Consider the following 18,856-nt stretch of genomic DNA (forward strand, 5'->3'; position numbering starts at 1 on the left):
CATGCTTACCACCGTAATTGTGCTCTCCGCCTTTCATTTTTGATTTTTAACATCACTAATTTTCTTCAAAGAAAAATAAACATGGTCTGTTTAAAAATAATCTCACAATGTTAAATAAATTGTGAGGGAACATGTTAAAAGATTGTAACAACCAACCTAATCTCGAAATTAAGACTCTTCGAAATCGCATTATTTTTTCTGATCATTAAATACTAAACCCCACCTTAATATGGCTTATTTTCTGAAACAAGATCCTGATCACACTTAATTAATTTATTTAAAATCAATGGCATAGATAACATTGATTTTAAATGAGAGCCACATCAACATATTTCACCCTCACATTGATTGACGCCAATGCACACGTGTGCATAAATTAAGTCAATTCAGAAAAGACGTTAAAATCAGATTCGTAAAATGTTATTCATGGTTATTAACATGCCTAACATTTTGAGATTGAGAGATATACCCCGTAGCAGACATGTCACGATTTACGTTACCGCTAGGAAACTGTTTCGCATATTTATGACGTGTTTGAACCGTTTGAGAAAACAAGTTAATTACAGGTGTATGCATGGAAACGTGTTTTAAAGATCTTTCAGCCAATCAGGATGCTATACGTGATGTATTGCACACAATGGGGTTAATCCATGACGATGAAATCTTGCTCGTCAAACCGCTAACAGGCGGCGTCTCCTCCAATATTTTAAAAGTTAGCGTCGGTGAAAAACATTACTGCCTGAAACAGGCGCTGCCAAAACTCAAAGTTGCTAAAGAGTGGCATGCCCCGCTTGAGCGCGTTTTCGCAGAAATTGACTGGATGAAAACCGTCGCCCAAATTGCTCCGAATGCCGTGCCGCGTATTCAGGGTATTGACCGAAGCGCCCTCTGTTTTGTGATGGATTATTTACCCGTTGAGCAATTTGACAACTGGAAATCTCAGCTGTTAAACGGTGACATCGATAGTGAATTTGCAGGATTAATGGGTGACGTATTAGGTCACATTCATCAGCAGACCGCCAAAAATAGCGAGCTGGCGAAAGTGTTCGCTTATGACGAAAATTTCTTCTCGCTGCGCCTTGATCCTTATTTGGGAGAGGTTTCTCGCGTCCATCCAAAATATGCAGGCTTTATCCGGTCAGTATTAGAAAGAACGCAGTCAACAAAGCTGGCACTGGTTCACGGTGATATCAGCCCGAAAAATATCTTACGCGGCCCGAATGGGCCGGTCATTCTGGATGCGGAATGTGCCTGGTACGGTGACCCGGCATTTGATCTCGCTTTCTGCTTAAACCATTTCTTATTAAAAACGCTTGTCGCCAGCACCCGGGAAGCCCAGCAGCAATTAATGCTCTCGTTCGAGAAATTATATCAACGCTATTTCAATTGCATTACCTGGGAATCCGTCGATGCCTTTGAAACCCGCGTCGCCACATTATTACCGTGCCTGGTTCTGGCACGCGTCGACGGAAAATCACCCGTTGAATATTTTACAGAGGATCATGCGCGAAATGTACGCCGTACCAGCTGCGCATTACTGGAGCTTCAATTTACGAAATTGAAAGACATTACATCATTTTGGAGGAAGGAGAACGGGTTATGAGTCGAATTAAAAGTGTGTTGGGTCGTCGCGTGTGGGATTCCCGTGGCTGGCCAACGGTCGAAGTGGAAGTCCATCTGGACAACGGTATTTTTGGCCGCGGCATGGCTCCGGCTGGTGCGTCCTGCGGGATGCATGAAGCGGTGGAACTGCGTGACGGCGGTAAAGCGCTGTCAGGTAAAGATGTGCAGAAAGCGCTGCTCAACATCAAAAATGAAATCGCCCCTGCACTGATTGGCACTGACATTAACGATCAGCAGTTAATCGACAGCATCCTGATTGAACTGGACGGCACGGGTACCTTCTCTCGTCTGGGCGGCAACGCCTCTGTCGCCTGCTCAATGGCGGCGATTTATGCCGCAGCAAACAACGCACATCTGCCGCTGTGGAAGTACCTGGCAGGCGACAAAAAAGTAGCAATGCCACTGCCGCAAATCCAGATTTTCGGCGGGGGTGCCCACGCAGGTCGTCGTATTGATATTCAGGATTTGATGGTCATCGCCAACGGGGCGAAATCCTTCGAAGAAGCGCTGGTGATGACCGCTGAGGTCTACCACAGCGCCGGGCGCATCATGAAACAACGCGGACATTTAAGCGGTGTGGCAGATGAAGGCGGCTGGTGGCCGGAATTCAACAGCAATGAACAGGCGCTGGATACGCTGGTAAAAGCCATTGAAGGCGCGGGTTATATTCCAGGCCAGGATGTCTCCATTGCGCTGGATATTGCCTCTTCTGAATTCGGTAAAGAGGGCCGTTATCGCCTGGCGCTGGAATCGTCAGAATATGATTCTGACGGCATGTGCGATTTACTGCTCGGCTGGCTGGATCGTTATCCGATTCTCTCGATTGAAGATCCGTTAGCAGAAGATGATGAAGCAGGATTAATTGCCTTCACCAAAGCCGCTGGCTCGAAAGTGCAAATCGTAGGTGATGATTATTTCGTTACCAATGGCGACCGCGTAAAAGCGGCCGCGGAATTAGGTGCCTGTAATGCCGTGTTATTAAAAGCCAACCAGGCCGGGACTATTACTCAATTACGTCATGCATTTGCCGAAGCGCAAAAAGCAGGATATGGCTCAATTGTTTCTGCCCGTTCTGGTGAAACCGAAGACAATATTATTGTGCATCTCGCATTAGGGTTAAATGCGGGACAATTGAAAGTGGGTTCTATGACCCGTTCCGAGCGCACGTCAAAATGGAATGAAGCCATTCGTCTGGAAGATTCCAACGCGCTGGAATATTTTGGTGTGACCGCATTGGATCATAAATAACTATTTAAAGATTTGTGTTTTATATCTTAAATACTTCTAGTGGCATGAAGTATGCCAGGTATATCCGCTTAGCGGAACAGGCGTTATCTCCGGGCCCTACACCTGAATTTTAAATGTCTGTTCTGGTTGTATGAGTTTTTCAAAAATTAGCTAATACATAATTGAAGGAGATTCAAATGACCGAGTCCAGTGCCCAGGCTTTGCCTGCGGCCAAACATAAAATGCAGGTGAAGCCCATCGTTCAGGTGGGTGCGGGCAATGCCCTGGAAATATATGACTTTATGGTTTATGGCTATTATGCCCGTTATATTTCTCAGGCTTATTTCCCGTCAGATAATGAGTATGTTTCGTTAATGCTCACCCTGATGACATTCGCCTTAGGCTTCTTCGCCCGTCCATTCGGGGCGATTATTCTGGGGGCTTACACTGACCGCCACGGACGCAGAAAAGGGCTGATTATGGCTCTGGCTCTGATGTCCGTGGGTATTCTCTGCGTGGCGTTGACACCAACCTACGCGTCGATAGGCATGGCGGCACCGGTTATCGTCATACTGGGACGTTTGCTACAAGGCTTCTCGGCGGGTGCTGAACTCGGTGGCGTAGTGGTGTATCTGGCAGAGATTTCGCCGCCAAACCGTCGCGCCTTCTATACCTGCTGGCAGGTGGGCTCGCAGCAGTTCGCGGTAATGGCTGCATCACTCATCGGTCTGGTACTGCTTTACACCCTGAGTACTGAGGAGTTGCACGACTGGGGCTGGCGTATTCCGCTATTGATTGGCTGTGCCGTTATTCCGTTGATGTTCTGGCTGCGTTCTAATCTGCAGGAAACCGAAGTCTTTGCGAAGAAGAAAACCACACCTAGCGTGAAAGAGATCTGCTCAAGCCTCGTCTCCGGCTGGCGCATCATTCTGACCTGTATGGGTATGGTGGCCATGGCGACCGTCACCGCACAGACCGTCACCACTTATGCCCCGACCTTTATCAAGAGCCTGAATCTGGGTGAACACGTTGGCTTTATCACCCTGTTCTTCGTCGGTCTGTCCATCCTGTTGTGGTTACCGATCACGGCAATGATTGCCGACCGTGTAAACAGAAGAACCATGCTGATTGTGGTGACACTGACCGGCGCCATTACCGCCTGGCCGCTGCTCTCCTGGCTGGCAGCAGACCCCACCGTGTTCAAGTTTGTGGTCTTTGAACTGTGGTTCTCGTTTATGTACGCCTGCTATAGCTCCGTTCAGGTGGCTGCGATGGTCGAACTGGTACCGGCACATGCGCGCACAGCAGGGTACTCCTTTGCTCAGGCCGTTGCCGCCGCAGTCCTCGGCGGCCTGACCCCGGCAATTTGTACCTGGTTGAACCACACCTTCAGCAGTAATGCGATGGTCGGTGTGTGGCTTGGCTTTAACGCCGTGCTCAGTTTGCTGGCTGTATTAACCCTCGACCATAAACAAACAGCAATTAACCAGACCAAAGAATTGCATTAATTAATTGCTGACCAAACAGCAGTACATCGATTAAGTTGGTGTACTGCTGCAATAACACTGGAACAGGTAAATTATGAAAATTGTTATTTTAGATGGTGGTGTACTTAATCCTGGCGATCTTTCCTGGGACAAACTTCAGCAACTGGGAGAAATAACCGTTTACGACACATCTGAACCCGCACAGGTTGTTGAAAGAATCGGTGATGCTGATATCGCAATAATTAACAAAGTGGTCTTAACAGAAAAAGAATTCAGCCAGTGCCCGAACCTGAAATTTATTGGTGTGACGGCAACCGGCTATAACGTGATTGATTTAGAGGCGGCGAAAAAACATGGCGTCGTCATTTCCAACGTGCCGACCTATGGCACCTCCACCGTTGCCCAGTTCACCACCTCACTAATGCTGGAACTCTGTAACCAGGTTGGCCTGCATGACACTGATGTCCATGCGGGTGGCTGGGGTAAAAAACCGGACTTCTGCTACTGGCTGAAACCGATGCTGGAAGTGGCGGGCAAAAATGTCGGCATCATCGGTTACGGGCGCATCGGTCAGGCATTTGGCGTGGTCGCGCAGGCGCTGGGCATGAACGTGCTGGCCTATGACGAATACCAAAACAAAGCACTGGAAAACGACCGCGTACGCTATGTCGACCTCGACACCCTGTACGCTGAAGCCGATGTCATCAGCCTGCACTGCCTGCTGACACCTAAAACCCAGGGCATGATCAACGCCGATTCCCTGCGCAAAATGAAGAAATCTGCGCTGCTACTGAATGCCTCTCGCGGCGACCTGGTGAATGAAGCTGACCTTGCTGACGCACTGAACAATGGCGTGATTGCCGGTGCTGCGGTTGATGTGCTCTCCAAAGAGCCACCAGTGCCAGACAACCCGATGCTGACCGCGAAGAACTGCATCATTACGCCACACATTGCCTGGGCCTCGGTTGAAGCTCGTGGGCGCATCCTGTCGACCACCGTCGACAATGTTAAAGCGTTTATCGATGGCGAGCCGCAGAACCGGGTCGGCAATTAACAGCTTTCACAAATTTGAAGAGAGAAAAGATGGAAAACAACATCATCAAAGCGGCCGATTTGCTGCGCCAGGCCTGGGATAACAACGAAGCGGGCGAGCCGATTCGTGACATGGTGGACAGCGAAAACCTCACCACCGCTTACATGATTCAGGATTACAACGACAAAATCTGGCAGGCGCAGGGTCGTCGCCTGGTGGGTCGTAAGCTGGGTCTGACCAACAAAGCAGTACAAAAGCAGTTCGGTATTTCTGACCCGTGCTACGGCAACATTTACGCCGACATGGTGCTGGTCGACGGCGCTGAAATCACTAAACCGGTGGTGAGCGACCTGCGTGTCGAGACCGAAATTGCGGTGGTGCTGAAAAAAGACCTGACGCAAACCGAGCACACCATCCTCGATATTATCAATGCCGTCGATTACATCCTGCCAGCTTTCGAAGTCTGCGACAGCCGCGTCACGGGCTGGAACGTAAAATCCTGCGACTTCGTGGCCGACAACGCTGCCGCTTGCTTAGTCGTGCTCGGTACCAAACCGGTTTACCTCTGCGACTGTGATATTACCCGCAGCGAGATGGTCACCAGACGCGGTGAAGAGGTGGTTTCACAAGGTAAAGCCACCGCCATCCTCGGTCATCCGCTGCACGCGCTGAAGTGGCTGGCTGATGACCTGGTGCGTATTGGTAAGCCGCTGCGTGCAGGTGAATTTGTGATTACCGGCGCGATTGGCCCGGCTGTCTCGGCCAAACCGGGTGATGCGTTCGATGCAGAAATCACCGGCGTCGGGCTCATCAGCGCCAGCTTTGCCAAATAAAAGGAGCTCTCCTGTTAAGTCCCCCCACTTAAAGGAACCGTTATGGAACTGCCAAAGAATCATTTTAAACACGCCATAAAAAACAATACCGTACAGCTGGGCCTCTGGACCCAGCTCGGGAGTTACATCGCCGCTGAGATGCTCTCCGGCTGCGGCTATGACTTTATCGGCCTCGACGCTGAGCATGGCCCAAGTGAATACATCGAGATTTACACTCAGTTGCAGGCCTGCGCCGCAGGTGGCCCAACGCAGCCTATCGTGCGCGTGCCTAACCATGATATTTCGCTGATCAAACGTTATCTCGACGCGGGCGTAAACACCCTGATGGTGCCGCAGGTGGACACCGTCGAGCAGGCCAAAGCGCTGGTTTCCGCCGTGCGCTACGCCCCTAACGGCATACGCGGCTACTGCGGTGCGCCACGCGCTTCCGGATTTGGCCGTATCAAGAATTACGCCACCACCTGCGAAGAAGAGATCTGCCTGATTGTGATGCCGGAAACCACCCAGGCGCTGGAAAATATTGAAGCCATGGCGGCCATTGATGGGGTTGATGCGTTCTTTATCGGCCCAGGCGATCTCGCGGCCAGCCTGGGCTACATCGGGCAACCGATGCACCCGGAAGTGATTAAAGTGATTGAAGAAACCGGCAGACGCGTCAAAGCAGCCGGAAAAGCCGTCGGCATTTTGTGTACCGATGAAGTCCAGACTCGCCGCTATATCGAACTGGGCTTCCAGATGGTTGCCATCGGGTCTGACCAGGGATTACTGACGAAAGGCGCGGAGCAGCTGCTGGCAAAATTCAGATAGTTTCTCGAAGCTTGTGTATTGGCATTGGATTTATGTTTCCGGATGCGCCTTACGGCCCATCCGGTTTTTTTCTTACTGCCCGGCGTCGAACGCTTTCGTGGAGCCGCCCAGCACCAGTTGCGGCGTAAAGAGCTGGCTTTCAGTGCTGGCGTAAAACAGCTCTGGCGACAGCGGCGCATCCTGATTCATCAGTCTGTCGATAATGCTAATGCAGGCGTCGGAAATCTGCTTCTCAGGCAAGGAGATAGAGGTCAGTTTTACCTCCAGTAAACTCCCCCAGGACACATCTCCGTAGGCCACCAGTGAGAGGTCATCAGGAATAGAAATATTCAGCTCTTTGGCGGCAAGCAAAATGCTCATGGCGTAGCGTGGGCTACCCAGCACCAGCGCACTGGGCGGTTGGGCAGCACGCATGATCCGCCTGAAGGCATCGCCACCAAACTCAGCCTGCGGCGGACCGACGTAGACAATGTCTTCAAGCGCCTGCTGTTCAGCGGTCGAGAAGTTTTGCAAAAAACCCTGCAGACGTTCAGCCCCGGTGCTTAACTGCTGGGCCGAACCGATGTAGCCAATACGCGTATGGCCCAGTTCACGCAGGTGCTGGACCGCCTGGGTAATGCCGTACCGCTCGTCTATAGCAATCACCGGCGTCGGCAGATTGTCGTGGTGACGTAATAGCTGGACGGCATTGGTGCGCCTCACCAGTTCCTGGGTTTCCGGCAGCGGGTTGGCGGTAGGCGCGAAGATAATGCCATCAACCCGCGCCGTCATCAGACGCAGTAGCGCCGCGTGCTCCATCTCAGGCTTGTCGCCGCTGATGCTAAGCATCATCTGCCAGGAACGTTCCGCCGCCACATGGGCAATCGCGTTGGTGATGGTAATAAAGAAGTCGTTCTGGATATCAGGAATGACCAGACCAAAAGCACCAGTACTGGCATTACGCAACGCACGGGCGGCGCTGTTCGGGATGTAGCCATACTCGCGGGCAGCCTGCAAAACGCTGTCTTTGGTCGCCTGGCTGATGGCTGGATGATCGTTTAATGCACGTGATACCGTGGTGTGTGATAAGCCTAAAATTGCAGCCAATTTTTTTATTGTCACTGCGTCACCTTATTGTCGTCCTGACCTGACCGCCCCTATTTACCAGGGAAGCCGGAAAGTTAATTATAATCCTGAAGTTTTTTATTGTGGGGATGCATGAGATATATTGTGCAGAAGCCATAATAACAGGTTCTTATATCTGGCACTATCGTTTTGCCATGGTAACATTCATTTGAATTAATTAGATAATTAGTTAGACATAGCGCAAATTTATAAATATTTTACCTTGCCTTATATTCTTTTTATTATTAGCGGAGTTTAAGGGTAATCATATTGATTTAATCCGCCCTCTTCTGTTCAATTTTTCTAATTGTGCTGAGACTATTTCCCTTTCCCCACTCCCCCCACCTCTGCGACACTGGTCACATTTTCGTATCAGGGGCTATGCTTTAGGCTGGACCCGATTTTCGTCAGAGGAGTTGTTAATGACCATTTCCCACCCGCTCTTTCCGCGTCGCCAGCCCGACACAAGCCCCTCCGATTCACACGTGCTGAACTGGGCAAAAAATACGACGCTTGCACCGGCAAGCGCGGTGGTTACGCCAGAGACCGAGGAACAGTTGCAGGAAGCAATTGTCCATTGCCGGGGGAAAATCCGCATCATGGGGAGTCGCATGTCACCAGGCCGCATGCTGGCAGTCGCAAATCCGGATGATGTACTGGTCGATCTGTCTCGTCTTCGTGGCCTGCTGGCGGTAGATGACAACAGTGTTACCTTTGCCGGAGGAACGCCGCTGCACGAGGTATATGAACTTCTGACCTCCATGAACCGCATGCTCAACGCCTCACCGGGTGTGATTGCCTCACAAACCCTGGCGGGCGCGATCTCCACCGGCACCCACGGGCAGGGCTTACAGCAGAGCGCGATTGCCGACGAAGCGCTAAGCATCCGCTTTGTCGATGGAACCGGTCATCTGCATAACATGGACTGCAGCCATCCGTGGTTTGGTGCAGTGCAGTTGGGCCTTGGTACATTGGGAGCTATCACCGCCGTCACCCTGCGTACCCGCCCTGCCACGTTATTCACCTGCTTCAAAGATGCCGTCAGCGCCGATACCCTGGAAAACGATTTAATCGAGTGGAATGAGTCGTGGACCTTCAGCAAAGCCTGGTGGTTCCTCGAAGAGAACAAGGTTCACACCTGGAATGCGCGTGAAGCGAATGAAGAGGAACGCCACGCATGGGAGCAGAATCACCGCGATCTGGTCACGCTGGACGACACCCGGGATGAAATGAACAAAGCGGTGGATAAAACATTAGAACATATGCGTAATGACACCCGCATTGTTGATGAGAATGGCAAACCTTTTCGCACGGTGACGCGGTTTAAAGATTTTTCGGATGTGATCGGCGACGTCTACCAGGTGTTTTGCCGGGGCATCGCCACACCGCAGATCAATATCGAAATCGGCGTGCCGCTGGCGAATACCCCTGCGGCCATTTCCCACATCAAAAAGTGGTTTGCGCAGACGCATCCGCATATGCATTACCCGATTATTTTACGCTGCACGGGGCCATCCAATGCCTGGCTCAGCCCGTCATGGCAGGAACCGACCTGTTTCTTTGGCTTCGTGGTCTATTACGCCGAAGACGGTTCATTGTCTGAAGAGGGACTCGAATTTTTACGTGCCGTCGAACCGCTGCTGGCACGTGAAGGTGGCAAACCTCATTGGGGGAAATACTTTGACGCCCGGCTGTATGACTGGTCAACGTGCTACCCGCAATGGGCGGATTTTCAGGCCGTCCGTCAGGCGTTCGATCCGCGTGGCGTGTTCCTGAACGACTTTATGGCGGAGGTGATGTCATGAGCACATCCACTTTCGCGTGGGTCACATTATTAACGCAGCCAGGCTATCTGCCCGGTGTAGAAGCCCTTCATACTTCATTAGTCAGGAGCGGGACAGCCTGGCCGCTGGAGGTGATGGTAACGCCTGAGATTGATGCGCCAACCCGTGAACATTTACAAGGGCTGGGCTGCCGGGTGCGCGAAGTATCGGTGATTGGCCCTAATCCAGAGCTGGCACATCGTTACGCCAACGCACGTTTTGCCGACGTCTGGAGCAAACTGGCGGTGTGGACGATGACCGAATACGCCCGCGTTGCCTTCCTCGACGCCGACATGCTGGTGGTGAAAAATATGGATGAGGTGTTTGAGCTGCCTTTACAGGAAGGCTTTATTGCCGCCTGCCACGCCTGTCGCTGTAACCCAAATCAGATTGAGAGCTACCCCTTAAGCTGGCAGCCGGATAACTGTTACTACAGCTGGTGCGAAGATGAGGAGATGACCGCCCACCCACCGGCCACGCTCGACAACTACTTTAATGCCGGTTTTCTGGTGCTAACGCCCGACCAGGCACTTTACGATCTGATGCTGACAAAAATCGTCGCCATGGCGGACATCAGTAGCTACGTTTTTGCCGAGCAGGATTTCCTCAACGATGTTTTTCACGACCACTGGCTGCCCCTGCACTATGGCTATAATGCGCTGAAAACTCTCGAACTCCAGCACCCCAGAATGTGGGAGATGAAGCGGGTGAAGAACCTTCATTACATTATTGATAAGCCCTGGCAAAAACGGCCGGAGCCCGGTGATAAGTGGTATCAACTTCATCGGGTGTGGTGGGAATATTATCCGCACTGAGCGGTTTGTTCCCCTCACCCCAACATATCAAGGTAAATCTTGCGTAATAACTGGGTGATTTGCCCGGGTTTGCCATCACCAATTTGCTGGCCATCAACATTGACGACCGGCCAAACGAAGGTGGTGGCAGAGCTTATAAAGACCTCGCTCGCCCGTCGAACTTCCTCGGGCGTGAACAACCGCTCCTCAAAAGTCACACCGTGCTCTTCGCCCAGCCGTAGCAGCGCCTTACGGGTGATCCCGTGCAAAATATGGTTACTCAAAGGTCGGGTGACGATGGTTTTATCCGCCAGCACGATGTAGCAGTTGCAGGCGCTCCCTTCGGTAACAAACCCATCCTCAACCAGGAAGGCGTCATCAGCACCGTTCGCCTCAGCCCAGGCTTTTGCCAGACAGGGGGCCAACAGCTGCACGGTTTTGATGTCGCGTCGCTGCCAGCGAATATCCGGACAGGTCACCACCCGAATGCCCTTCACAGCGGCAGGATTTTCAACCACCGCCCGCGCCTGAGTAAAGAGCACCAGCGTGACGGGCGTCTGGGCAGGTGGATAATGGAAGTCCCGATCGCCACTGTTGCCCCGAGTCAGTTGCAGGTAAATTCCCCCTTCAGTAAGACCGTTTTCCACCAGCAGACGCTGATGGATTTCCCGCAGTTCGTTTTCTGACTGCGTCAGACTCAGTCCTAACTCGCGGCAGGAACGTGCCAGACGCGCATAATGACCGGCAAAATCCACCAGCTTGCTGTTCACCACCGCGGTCACTTCATACACCGCATCCGCAAATAAAAAACCCCTGTCGAAAACAGAGATCTTCGCTGCCTCTTCCGGCAGATACTCTCCGTTCAGATATACCGTGCGTGACATATCTATCTCCTCAAATCGGTGCGTCACTAGCCCCACAACGCTGGGACAGGTGGAAAGAGTTCACTGCCGTCATAGTGCAACCCGTGTTCGCGATCCTCTGCCAGCAGCAGCGGGCCATCAAGATCAACCACACTCGCCTGCTGCGCCACCACTACCGCCGGGGCCATCGATAACGACGTACTGACCATACAGCCCACCATCACCTGCAAACCCAGACGCATGGCCTCATCACGCACGCGCAGGGCTTCCGTCAGGCCGCCAGTTTTATCCAGCTTGATATTAACCATCTCATAGCAGCCGGCAATCGCACCCAGCGAGGCAACATCGTGGCACGACTCATCAGCACAGAGCGGCACCGGGTGCGGCAAGGTCGCCAGCACGGCATCCTGACCTGCGGGCAGCGGCTGCTCAATCAGCGAAACGCCCAGACGCGCCAGCTCAGGAGACTGACGCAAATACATCGCTTCGTCCCAACCTTCGTTTGCATCAACAATAATTTTCGCTTTTGGCGCCCCTTCACGCACGGCGGTAACCCGGGCAATATCCTGCGCATCGGCAAGCTTAAGTTTAAGCAATGCACGCCAGCTGTTCTCCTCGGCCATCTGCTGCATCCGCTGCGGGGTATCGAGCGATAACGTGTAAGCGGTCTGCAAATTGCGCGGCATGTCGTGTGCCGCCCGCTGCCAAATGGTCTGCCCGGCGGATTTACACTCCAGATCCCAAAATGCACAATCCAATGCATTACGTGCCGCACCCGCAGGCAGCGCTAGCTGCAACTGCGCACGCGTCATGCCTGCCGTCAGTGCACCACGCAGCGATTCAATGTCGGCCATCACACTGTCAACCGACTCGCCGTAGCGCGCATAGGGTAAACACTCCCCTCTACCGGTAAAGCCGCTTTGCTGCAACGTCACCGTCACCACATCGGCCTGAGTGCGACTGCCTCGCGCGATAGTAAACGCCTGACGTAAAGGCCAGCGTTCGTGAGCGTATGTTATCTCCATTACAGCGCTGCCAGCCTGTCGACAATCGCGCCAACACCCTGACGGAACGGATCAACAACCGGCAAACCGTGACGGTTTTCAAGCTGAGCCATCAGGGTGAGTGCGTCCGATTCACTGAGTGCTGAGGTATTAAGGGAGATCCCCACAAAGCGGGCATTCGGATTGGTGAGTTGTGCCATCTTCAGGTTCAGTGCCATACAGTCAGCAATGTCCGGAATCGGGTAGTCCACACCGCGCATGTGCGTGCGAGTCGGTTCGTGGCAGAGAATAAGCGCGTCAGGTTGCGCTCCGTGAATAAGACCAGTCGTCACCCCGGCAAAGGAGGGGTGAAACAGCGAGCCCTGGCCTTCGATGATGTCCCAGTGGTCAGCATCATTCGCCGGTGCCAGCGTTTCTACCGCACCGGAGACAAAATCCGAGACCACCGCATCCACGCTGACGCCTGCGCCGCTGATCAAAATACCGGTCTGACCGGTAGCACGAAACGTCGCTTTACCACCGCGTAGCAGGATCTCTTTTTCCATTGCCAGCGCGGTGTACATTTTTCCGCAGGAGCAATCGGTCCCGACCGGCAGCACGCGCTTACCGCTGCGTTTACGCCCACTGGCAACCGGGTACTGCTCAACCGGATGGCGCACATCGAACAGGTTACGCCCCAGTCTTTGCGCCAGCGCTTTTAATTCCGGCACATCGGCCAGTTTGTTATGCAGACCCGCCGCCAGATCCAGACCATTTTCCAGTGCCGCACTCAGAATGGAAATCCACTCTTTTGAAATAATACCGCCACGGTTAGCCACGCCAACAACGAGTGTTTTTGCTCCAGCGTTAACCGCAGTTTCAATATCCATATCGGTGAGGTGACAGTCGGCATGGCAATTCGACATGCGATATTGCCCAACACAATATTCGGGGTGCCACTGTTTAATTCCGTCAGCCACTTTTGCCGCAAGCTGATCGTGTGCATCCCCCAAAAAAAGCAGGTAGGGTTTTTGAATATTCATTATTTATCCCCCTCAGGATAAGGACGAAATTAATTAACGAAGAAATAACATTTCAAATAAATTAAATATCGACTGACTGGTTATGCAGAATATCAAGGGTTTTACTCTTGTCAACAGGCGCTTTTACAGGCGCTTTTTACCATGGCAATTGCAATAATCCAGTTTTTTATCCTGTCAGGCGTTTTAAATAAAACGCTTATGAAAATATTAATCTTCAAATCGGCACACCCCCACCAGGTGAGCATAAAAAATAATTATCATAATGTGATCTCACTACTACCTATGCACCACAAGCGAGCAGCGCACTATTCCAGAACACCAAAACGGTGCTATTACCGATGATAAATCTATAAGAATAATGGATGAGAGTATTTTAATTAATGGATGTAAGGTAATTCTTGTTATTGATGAAATATGTGGCTGTAAATAAACAGTTCATGCATAAAAACATCATTCAACATTCCCTATTAATAGCTTTCTTTCATATTGCACTGGAATAACAGGCAAAGGGATGAAGAAGGCTGCAGAACGACGGCAGCACATCGCAAATGCACCGGTCATGTTTATTACGCCGGACGCATCGGTATTCAGTGTTACGCGGTATTTGGTGATTAAAACATTCTCAATTAACTGACGGACGGTGAGGTAACAATGAAGAGTATTTGTGGGAAAGTCTCTTTGCTGGCAGTGCTGGTTTCCGGGCTGGCTGGCGTACACAGCGCAACGGCGGCAGAGATCAAAATCGGCGTCGTGTTGCCCTTAAGTGGTGCACTAAGCGGCTATGGTCAGCCTTCGCAAAAAGGGCTGGAGCTGATCCAGAGCATCACACCAACCCTGAAAAATGGCGACACCATCAAACTTATCGTCATTGATGATAAGAGTGACAAAGTCGAAGCGGCCAACGCCATGCAGCGCCTGGTCTCCAGCGATAAAGTTGATGCCGTAATCGGCGAGGTGACCTCGGGTAACACCCTGGCCATGGTTAAAATTGCCGATGACAGCAAAACCCCGCTGGTCTCCTCTACGGCAACCAATGACCGCGTCACCCGTAACCACCCGTATGTCAGCCGCGTCTGCTTCTCCGACAGCTTCCAGGGTGTGGTGGGCGCCAACCTCGCCTCCCGTGACCTGAAAGCCAAAACGGCGGCCATTGTTTTTGACAGCAGCAACGACTACTCCGTTGGCCTTGCCAAAGCGTTCCGCGCTCAGTTCCTGAAAAACGGTGGCACCATTCCTATCGAAGTACAAGCACCGTCCGGCAGTAAAGACTTTAAAGCCCAACTCTCCAGCGTGAAGGCCAAAAACGTCGACATGATCTACATGCCGATTTACTACACCGAAGGCGCCCTGATTGCCGTACAGGCGAAACAACTGGGCTTAAGCAAACCGGTGGTGGGCGGCGATGGTCTGGCAGCGGATCCCGTGTTCTTTGATGTGGGTAAAGACGCCGTTAACGGCTATATGACCACTGACTACTACTCACCCAATGCTAAAGAGCAGACTCCGGCAGGCGAAACCTTCATCAAAGCCTGGGAAGAGAAATACAAAACGCCAACCCACACCTGGGGTGCCATGGCAGCAGATGCTTACAACGTGATCGTCAACGCCATGAACCAGTGTACCGATGCCAAAGACCGCGTCTGCGTGAATGAGAAGATCCGCGCCACCAAAGACTTTGTGGGCGTGACCGGCACGCTGACCCTGAAAGATGGCGATGCAGTACGCAGTGCGGTAATCAATGAAGTGAAAGATGGACAACTGGCCTTCAAAACCGTGGTCAATCCATAGTCTGTATAAGAGGTTAACGTATTAATGGATGGCGCCATTTTTCTCCAGCAGGTAGTTAACGGCATGAGCCTGGGCGGCATGTACGCCCTGATCGCCATTGGCTACACCATGGTGTATGGGGTCCTGCGCTTGATCAACTTCGCCCACGCGGATGTGATGATGGTCGGCGCCTTTGCGACTCTGTTTTTGTTCTCTTCCATTGGGCTGCCCTTCGGGGCAGCTATTTTGCTCACTCTCGGTTTATGTGGCCTGTTGGGCATGTTTATTGACCGCGTGGCTTATCGCCCCCTGCGTCAGGCATCAAAAATCTCCATGCTGATCACCGCCATCGGCGTCAGCTTCTTTCTGGAAAACCTGTTTAACGTCCTGTTTGGTGGCAGTTCACGCTTCTTTTCCGCACCTGACTGGTTCAACAACACGCTGACCTTCGGTCAGATCATTATTACCAACGTGGCATGGGTCGTCCCGGTGATCACCGTCCTGTTGCTGCTGGCGATCCTCTGGCTGCTCTACCGCACCCGATACGGTATGGCGATCCGCGCCGTGGCTTTCGATGTGAACACCGTGCGGCTGATGGGGATTGATGCCAACCGAATTATCTCGCTGGTCTTTGCCCTGGGCAGCAGCCTGGCGGCACTCGGGGGCGTGTTTTACTCCATCAGCTATCCGACGATTGACCCACTGATGGGCGTGCTGATTGGTCTGAAAGCTTTTGCAGCTGCCGTACTGGGTGGCATTGGCAGCGTCACGGGGGCCGTACTTGGGGGCTTTATCCTTGGCTTTACCGAAGTGGTCGCTGTTGCCCTTTACCCGGAGCTTGGCGGCTATAAAGATGCCTTCGCCTTTATGTTCTTGATTCTGGTCTTGCTGTTCCGCCCGGTGGGCATTATGGGTGACGAACGTCTGGAAAGGAGCCGTTTCTAATGTTTAATGCTTCCACCACCCTCGGCGCTCAGGGGCGAAATCTGGCGATTATTCTTCTCGCTGTGGCGCTACTCGCCGGGATCAACCTGGTCTTCAATGACTACATTATCCGGGTTATCAGCACCGTATTCGTCTTTATGATTCTGGCGGTCAGCTACAACCTGATCAACGGTGTAACCGGGCAACTCTCGCTGGAACCCAACGGCTTTGTGGCCGTGGGGGCATATGTGACGGCAATTTTGATACTCTCCTCCGAGAGCAAAATGGACATGTATGAAATGGCGGCCCCCAGCCCCTTTGTCCTGATGCTGCACGCCAGTTTCCTGCCCGCCCTGTTGATAAGCGGCCTGTGCGCTGCCGTGCTGGCCGTGTGTCTCGCCTTTCCGGTCTTTCGGGTACGCGGCGACTATCTGGCTATCGTCACTCTGGGATTCGGCTTTATCATCAAAATCCTTGCTATCAATAACCCGCAAATTACCAACGGCGCGATTGGGCTTAACGATATTCCCCAGCAGCCTCACCTGCTGTTCTGGTGCGGAATAACTGCGCTCCTGGCAACAGGTATGATCCTGCAACTGGTGTGGTCTAAGTATGGCCGCATGATGAAAGCCATTCGTGATGACGAAGATGCGGCCATTGCCATGGGTGTCAATACGTTCAGAATCAAGACCTGTGCATTTGCCACCAGTGCCTTCTTCGAAGGGATTGGCGGTGGTCTGCTGGCCTCGCTACTGACCACCATTTCCCCCAACCTTTTCGACTTTATGCTCACCTTCCAGCTGCTGATCATTATTGTATTAGGCGGTCTGGGGAGCACTACAGGCGCATTGTTAGGCACTATCGTGGTGGTCGGCAGCGGTGAGTGGTTGCGCTTCCTTGACCAGCCGTTGACGATGTTCGGCTACGGCCTTGGCTCATATCCTGGGCTGCGAATGGTGGTCTTCTCCCTGCTGCTATTGCTGATCATGCTGTTTGCCCGCGAAGGGTTACTGGGTAAGAAAGAGCTCTGGCAGGTACGTTTCAGGAGGCACCGCCATGACGTCAAATAAAGCTATTCTGGAAGTTCAGGATGTGGTGATGCAGTTCGGCGGACTGCGGGCTATTGATAACGTCAGCTTTCATGTTGATGAAGCCGAAATTTTCGGTCTGATTGGCCCCAACGGGGCTGGAAAAACCACACTGTTTAACGTGATTACCGCCAACTACAAACCCACCAGCGGCAACGTGGTGCTGGACGGAAAATCGGTAAAAGGGCTGAAACCCAACAAAGTCGTGAACGCCGGGATCGCACGCACTTTCCAGAACATCCGCCTGTTTAACTCCATGACGGTACTGGAAAACGTGATGGTCGGTCTCGACCACGCCAGCCACTACTCTCTGTTGGAAGCCGCGCTGCATATCGGCCGCTATTATCCTGCAGAGCGAGCGGCCAGGGCCAAAGCTATGGAACTTCTGGAGTACATCGGCATAGCGCAGTTTGCCAACATGCAGGCCACCAACCTCAGCTATGGCAATCAGCGCAAAGTCGAGATCGCCCGTGCGCTGGCGACCGGGCCGAAACTGTTACTTCTCGATGAACCCGCCGCAGGGATGAACCCGAAAGAGACCGAAGATCTGGCAACCCTGATTTTCCGTATGCGTCAGGATCATCAACTCAGTGTGCTGCTGATTGAACACGACATGCCTTTCGTCAATGCCCTGTGCGAACGTGTGATGGTACTGGAGTATGGCAAACCGCTGTTTAGCGGGTTGATGGCCGATGCCATTCAACATCCGGAGGTGATCTCCGCCTACCTGGGAGACGTTAACTATGCTTAGCGCCCGCGAGCTAAAAGTGTTTTATGGCGTCATTCAGGGGCTGAAGGGCGTGGATATTGAAATTAACGATCGGGAGATTGTGACACTGATTGGCAGTAACGGGGCCGGGAAAACCTCAACCCTTAACGGCATCATTAACATGGTGCGTTCGACCGGGACGGTGAATTTTCTCAATGAAGATATCTCCCGTAGCCAGACACACCACATCGTGCGTAAAGGACTGGCGCTGGTACCGGAAGGTCGCAAGATCTTCACCAATCTGACCATCGAAGAGAACCTGCGGATGGGGGCGTACAATAACCTCGCCAACTTTACCCGTTTGCGCGATCGGATGTTCAGTCTGTTCCCGCGTCTTAAAGAGCGGCGCAAGCAGATGGCAGGCACCATGAGCGGTGGCGAACAGCAGATGCTGGCTATCGCCCGTGCGTTGATGAGTGAACCGGTGCTGTTAATGCTCGATGAACCGAGTCTGGGGCTGGCACCGAAAATCGTCGGCGAACTGTTCGGCATTATTCGCCAGCTTCGTGAAGAGAACATCACGATTTTGTTGGTTGAACAGAATGCCACGGCGGCACTGAACATTGCTGACCGGGCGTATGTGCTTGAAAACGGTAAAATTGTGTTATCAGGTGAGGCCCGGGATGTGCTCGTCAACCCGGAAGTGAAGAAAATGTATTTGGGTGGGTAATGCGGTGTGGGGACAGAG

Annotated in this window: 17 protein-coding genes; 13 read left to right on the plus strand and 4 right to left on the minus strand. The window is 52.4% G+C overall.

From position 1 onward, the window contains the following. The first annotated feature begins 637 nt into the window (after positions 1-637). The 6 genes from AC5JPW_RS09895 (at position 638) to AC5JPW_RS09920 (ending at position 7,010) form a co-directional block, all read left to right on the plus strand. Positions 638-1,603, plus strand: a complete 966-nt coding sequence (locus AC5JPW_RS09895) for a phosphotransferase family protein (RefSeq protein ID WP_494241189.1) — start codon at positions 638-640, stop codon at positions 1,601-1,603. Then, the gene (eno, locus tag AC5JPW_RS09900; RefSeq protein ID WP_494239933.1) at positions 1,600-2,871 is read left to right on the plus strand and encodes a phosphopyruvate hydratase; all 1,272 of its coding nucleotides are present in this window, start codon (positions 1,600-1,602) and stop codon (positions 2,869-2,871) included. The genes AC5JPW_RS09895 and eno overlap by 4 nt, the downstream gene beginning before the upstream one ends. A gap of 176 nt (positions 2,872-3,047) precedes the next feature. Next, positions 3,048-4,358 carry a tricarballylate/proton symporter TcuC gene (gene tcuC / locus AC5JPW_RS09905; RefSeq protein WP_494239934.1) on the plus strand — a complete coding sequence of 437 codons (1,311 nt, stop codon included), beginning with the start codon at positions 3,048-3,050 and terminating at the stop codon, positions 4,356-4,358. A gap of 73 nt (positions 4,359-4,431) precedes the next feature. Then, complete coding sequence (locus AC5JPW_RS09910; RefSeq protein ID WP_494239935.1) at positions 4,432-5,391, plus strand: D-2-hydroxyacid dehydrogenase; 960 nt, start codon at positions 4,432-4,434, stop codon at positions 5,389-5,391. 29 nt (positions 5,392-5,420) lie between these two features. Further along, positions 5,421-6,203 (plus strand): 2-keto-4-pentenoate hydratase, encoded by a 783-nt coding sequence (locus AC5JPW_RS09915; RefSeq protein WP_494239936.1) that lies wholly within the window; start codon positions 5,421-5,423, stop codon positions 6,201-6,203. 42 nt (positions 6,204-6,245) lie between these two features. Beyond that, the gene (locus tag AC5JPW_RS09920) at positions 6,246-7,010 is read left to right on the plus strand and encodes an HpcH/HpaI aldolase family protein (protein WP_494239937.1); all 765 of its coding nucleotides are present in this window, start codon (positions 6,246-6,248) and stop codon (positions 7,008-7,010) included. 72 nt (positions 7,011-7,082) lie between these two features. On the opposite strand, the gene AC5JPW_RS09925 is transcribed toward AC5JPW_RS09920, so the two are convergent. Then, positions 7,083-8,111, minus strand: coding sequence for a LacI family DNA-binding transcriptional regulator (locus tag AC5JPW_RS09925; RefSeq protein WP_494239938.1), 1,029 nt, complete (start codon positions 8,109-8,111; stop codon positions 7,083-7,085). Positions 8,112-8,536: 425 nt separating this feature from the next. On the opposite strand from AC5JPW_RS09925, the gene AC5JPW_RS09930 reads away from it, so the two are divergent. Together AC5JPW_RS09930 and AC5JPW_RS09935 are read left to right on the plus strand one after the other, a co-directional pair. Then, positions 8,537-9,919, plus strand: a complete 1,383-nt coding sequence (locus AC5JPW_RS09930) for a D-arabinono-1,4-lactone oxidase (protein WP_494239939.1) — start codon at positions 8,537-8,539, stop codon at positions 9,917-9,919. Next, positions 9,916-10,752, plus strand: coding sequence for a glycosyltransferase family 8 protein (locus AC5JPW_RS09935; protein ID WP_494239941.1), 837 nt, complete (start codon positions 9,916-9,918; stop codon positions 10,750-10,752). The genes AC5JPW_RS09930 and AC5JPW_RS09935 overlap by 4 nt, the downstream gene beginning before the upstream one ends. A 14-nt stretch (positions 10,753-10,766) precedes the next feature. Here the strand turns inward: AC5JPW_RS09935 and AC5JPW_RS09940 are convergent, their stop codons facing one another. From AC5JPW_RS09940 to dgcN, 3 genes are read right to left on the minus strand one after another with little or no spacing between them, the layout of a single operon-like run. Beyond that, positions 10,767-11,615: a D-amino-acid transaminase gene (locus AC5JPW_RS09940; protein ID WP_494239942.1), complete on the minus strand. Its 849-nt coding sequence runs from the start codon at positions 11,613-11,615 to the stop codon at positions 10,767-10,769. A gap of 26 nt (positions 11,616-11,641) precedes the next feature. Further along, a complete protein-coding gene (gene dgcA / locus AC5JPW_RS09945; RefSeq protein ID WP_494239944.1) occupies positions 11,642-12,619 on the minus strand; it encodes an N-acetyl-D-Glu racemase DgcA in 978 nt (325 codons plus the stop codon). Beyond that, on the minus strand, positions 12,619-13,620 hold the full coding sequence (dgcN, locus tag AC5JPW_RS09950) for an N-acetyltransferase DgcN (RefSeq protein WP_494239945.1): 1,002 nt from the start codon (positions 13,618-13,620) through the stop codon (positions 12,619-12,621). Before dgcN ends, dgcA begins: the two co-directional genes overlap by 1 nt. Before the next feature lie 681 nt (positions 13,621-14,301). Here dgcN and AC5JPW_RS09955 point away from each other — a divergent pair. Genes AC5JPW_RS09955 through AC5JPW_RS09975 form a run of 5 tightly spaced genes read left to right on the plus strand, consistent with a single transcriptional unit; the run spans position 14,302 to position 18,838 of the window. Beyond that, complete coding sequence (locus tag AC5JPW_RS09955; RefSeq protein WP_494241191.1) at positions 14,302-15,408, plus strand: ABC transporter substrate-binding protein; 1,107 nt, start codon at positions 14,302-14,304, stop codon at positions 15,406-15,408. A gap of 24 nt (positions 15,409-15,432) precedes the next feature. Next, complete coding sequence (locus AC5JPW_RS09960; RefSeq protein WP_494239947.1) at positions 15,433-16,332, plus strand: branched-chain amino acid ABC transporter permease; 900 nt, start codon at positions 15,433-15,435, stop codon at positions 16,330-16,332. Further along, on the plus strand, positions 16,332-17,381 hold the full coding sequence (locus AC5JPW_RS09965) for a branched-chain amino acid ABC transporter permease (RefSeq protein WP_494239948.1): 1,050 nt from the start codon (positions 16,332-16,334) through the stop codon (positions 17,379-17,381). The genes AC5JPW_RS09960 and AC5JPW_RS09965 overlap by 1 nt, the downstream gene beginning before the upstream one ends. After that, positions 17,368-18,150, plus strand: coding sequence for an ABC transporter ATP-binding protein (locus AC5JPW_RS09970; protein WP_494239950.1), 783 nt, complete (start codon positions 17,368-17,370; stop codon positions 18,148-18,150). Before AC5JPW_RS09965 ends, AC5JPW_RS09970 begins: the two co-directional genes overlap by 14 nt. Further along, positions 18,143-18,838, plus strand: coding sequence for an ABC transporter ATP-binding protein (locus AC5JPW_RS09975; protein ID WP_494239951.1), 696 nt, complete (start codon positions 18,143-18,145; stop codon positions 18,836-18,838). Before AC5JPW_RS09970 ends, AC5JPW_RS09975 begins: the two co-directional genes overlap by 8 nt. The last annotated feature ends 18 nt before the right edge of the window (positions 18,839-18,856 follow it).

Source organism: Phytobacter sp., assembly GCF_059074235.1.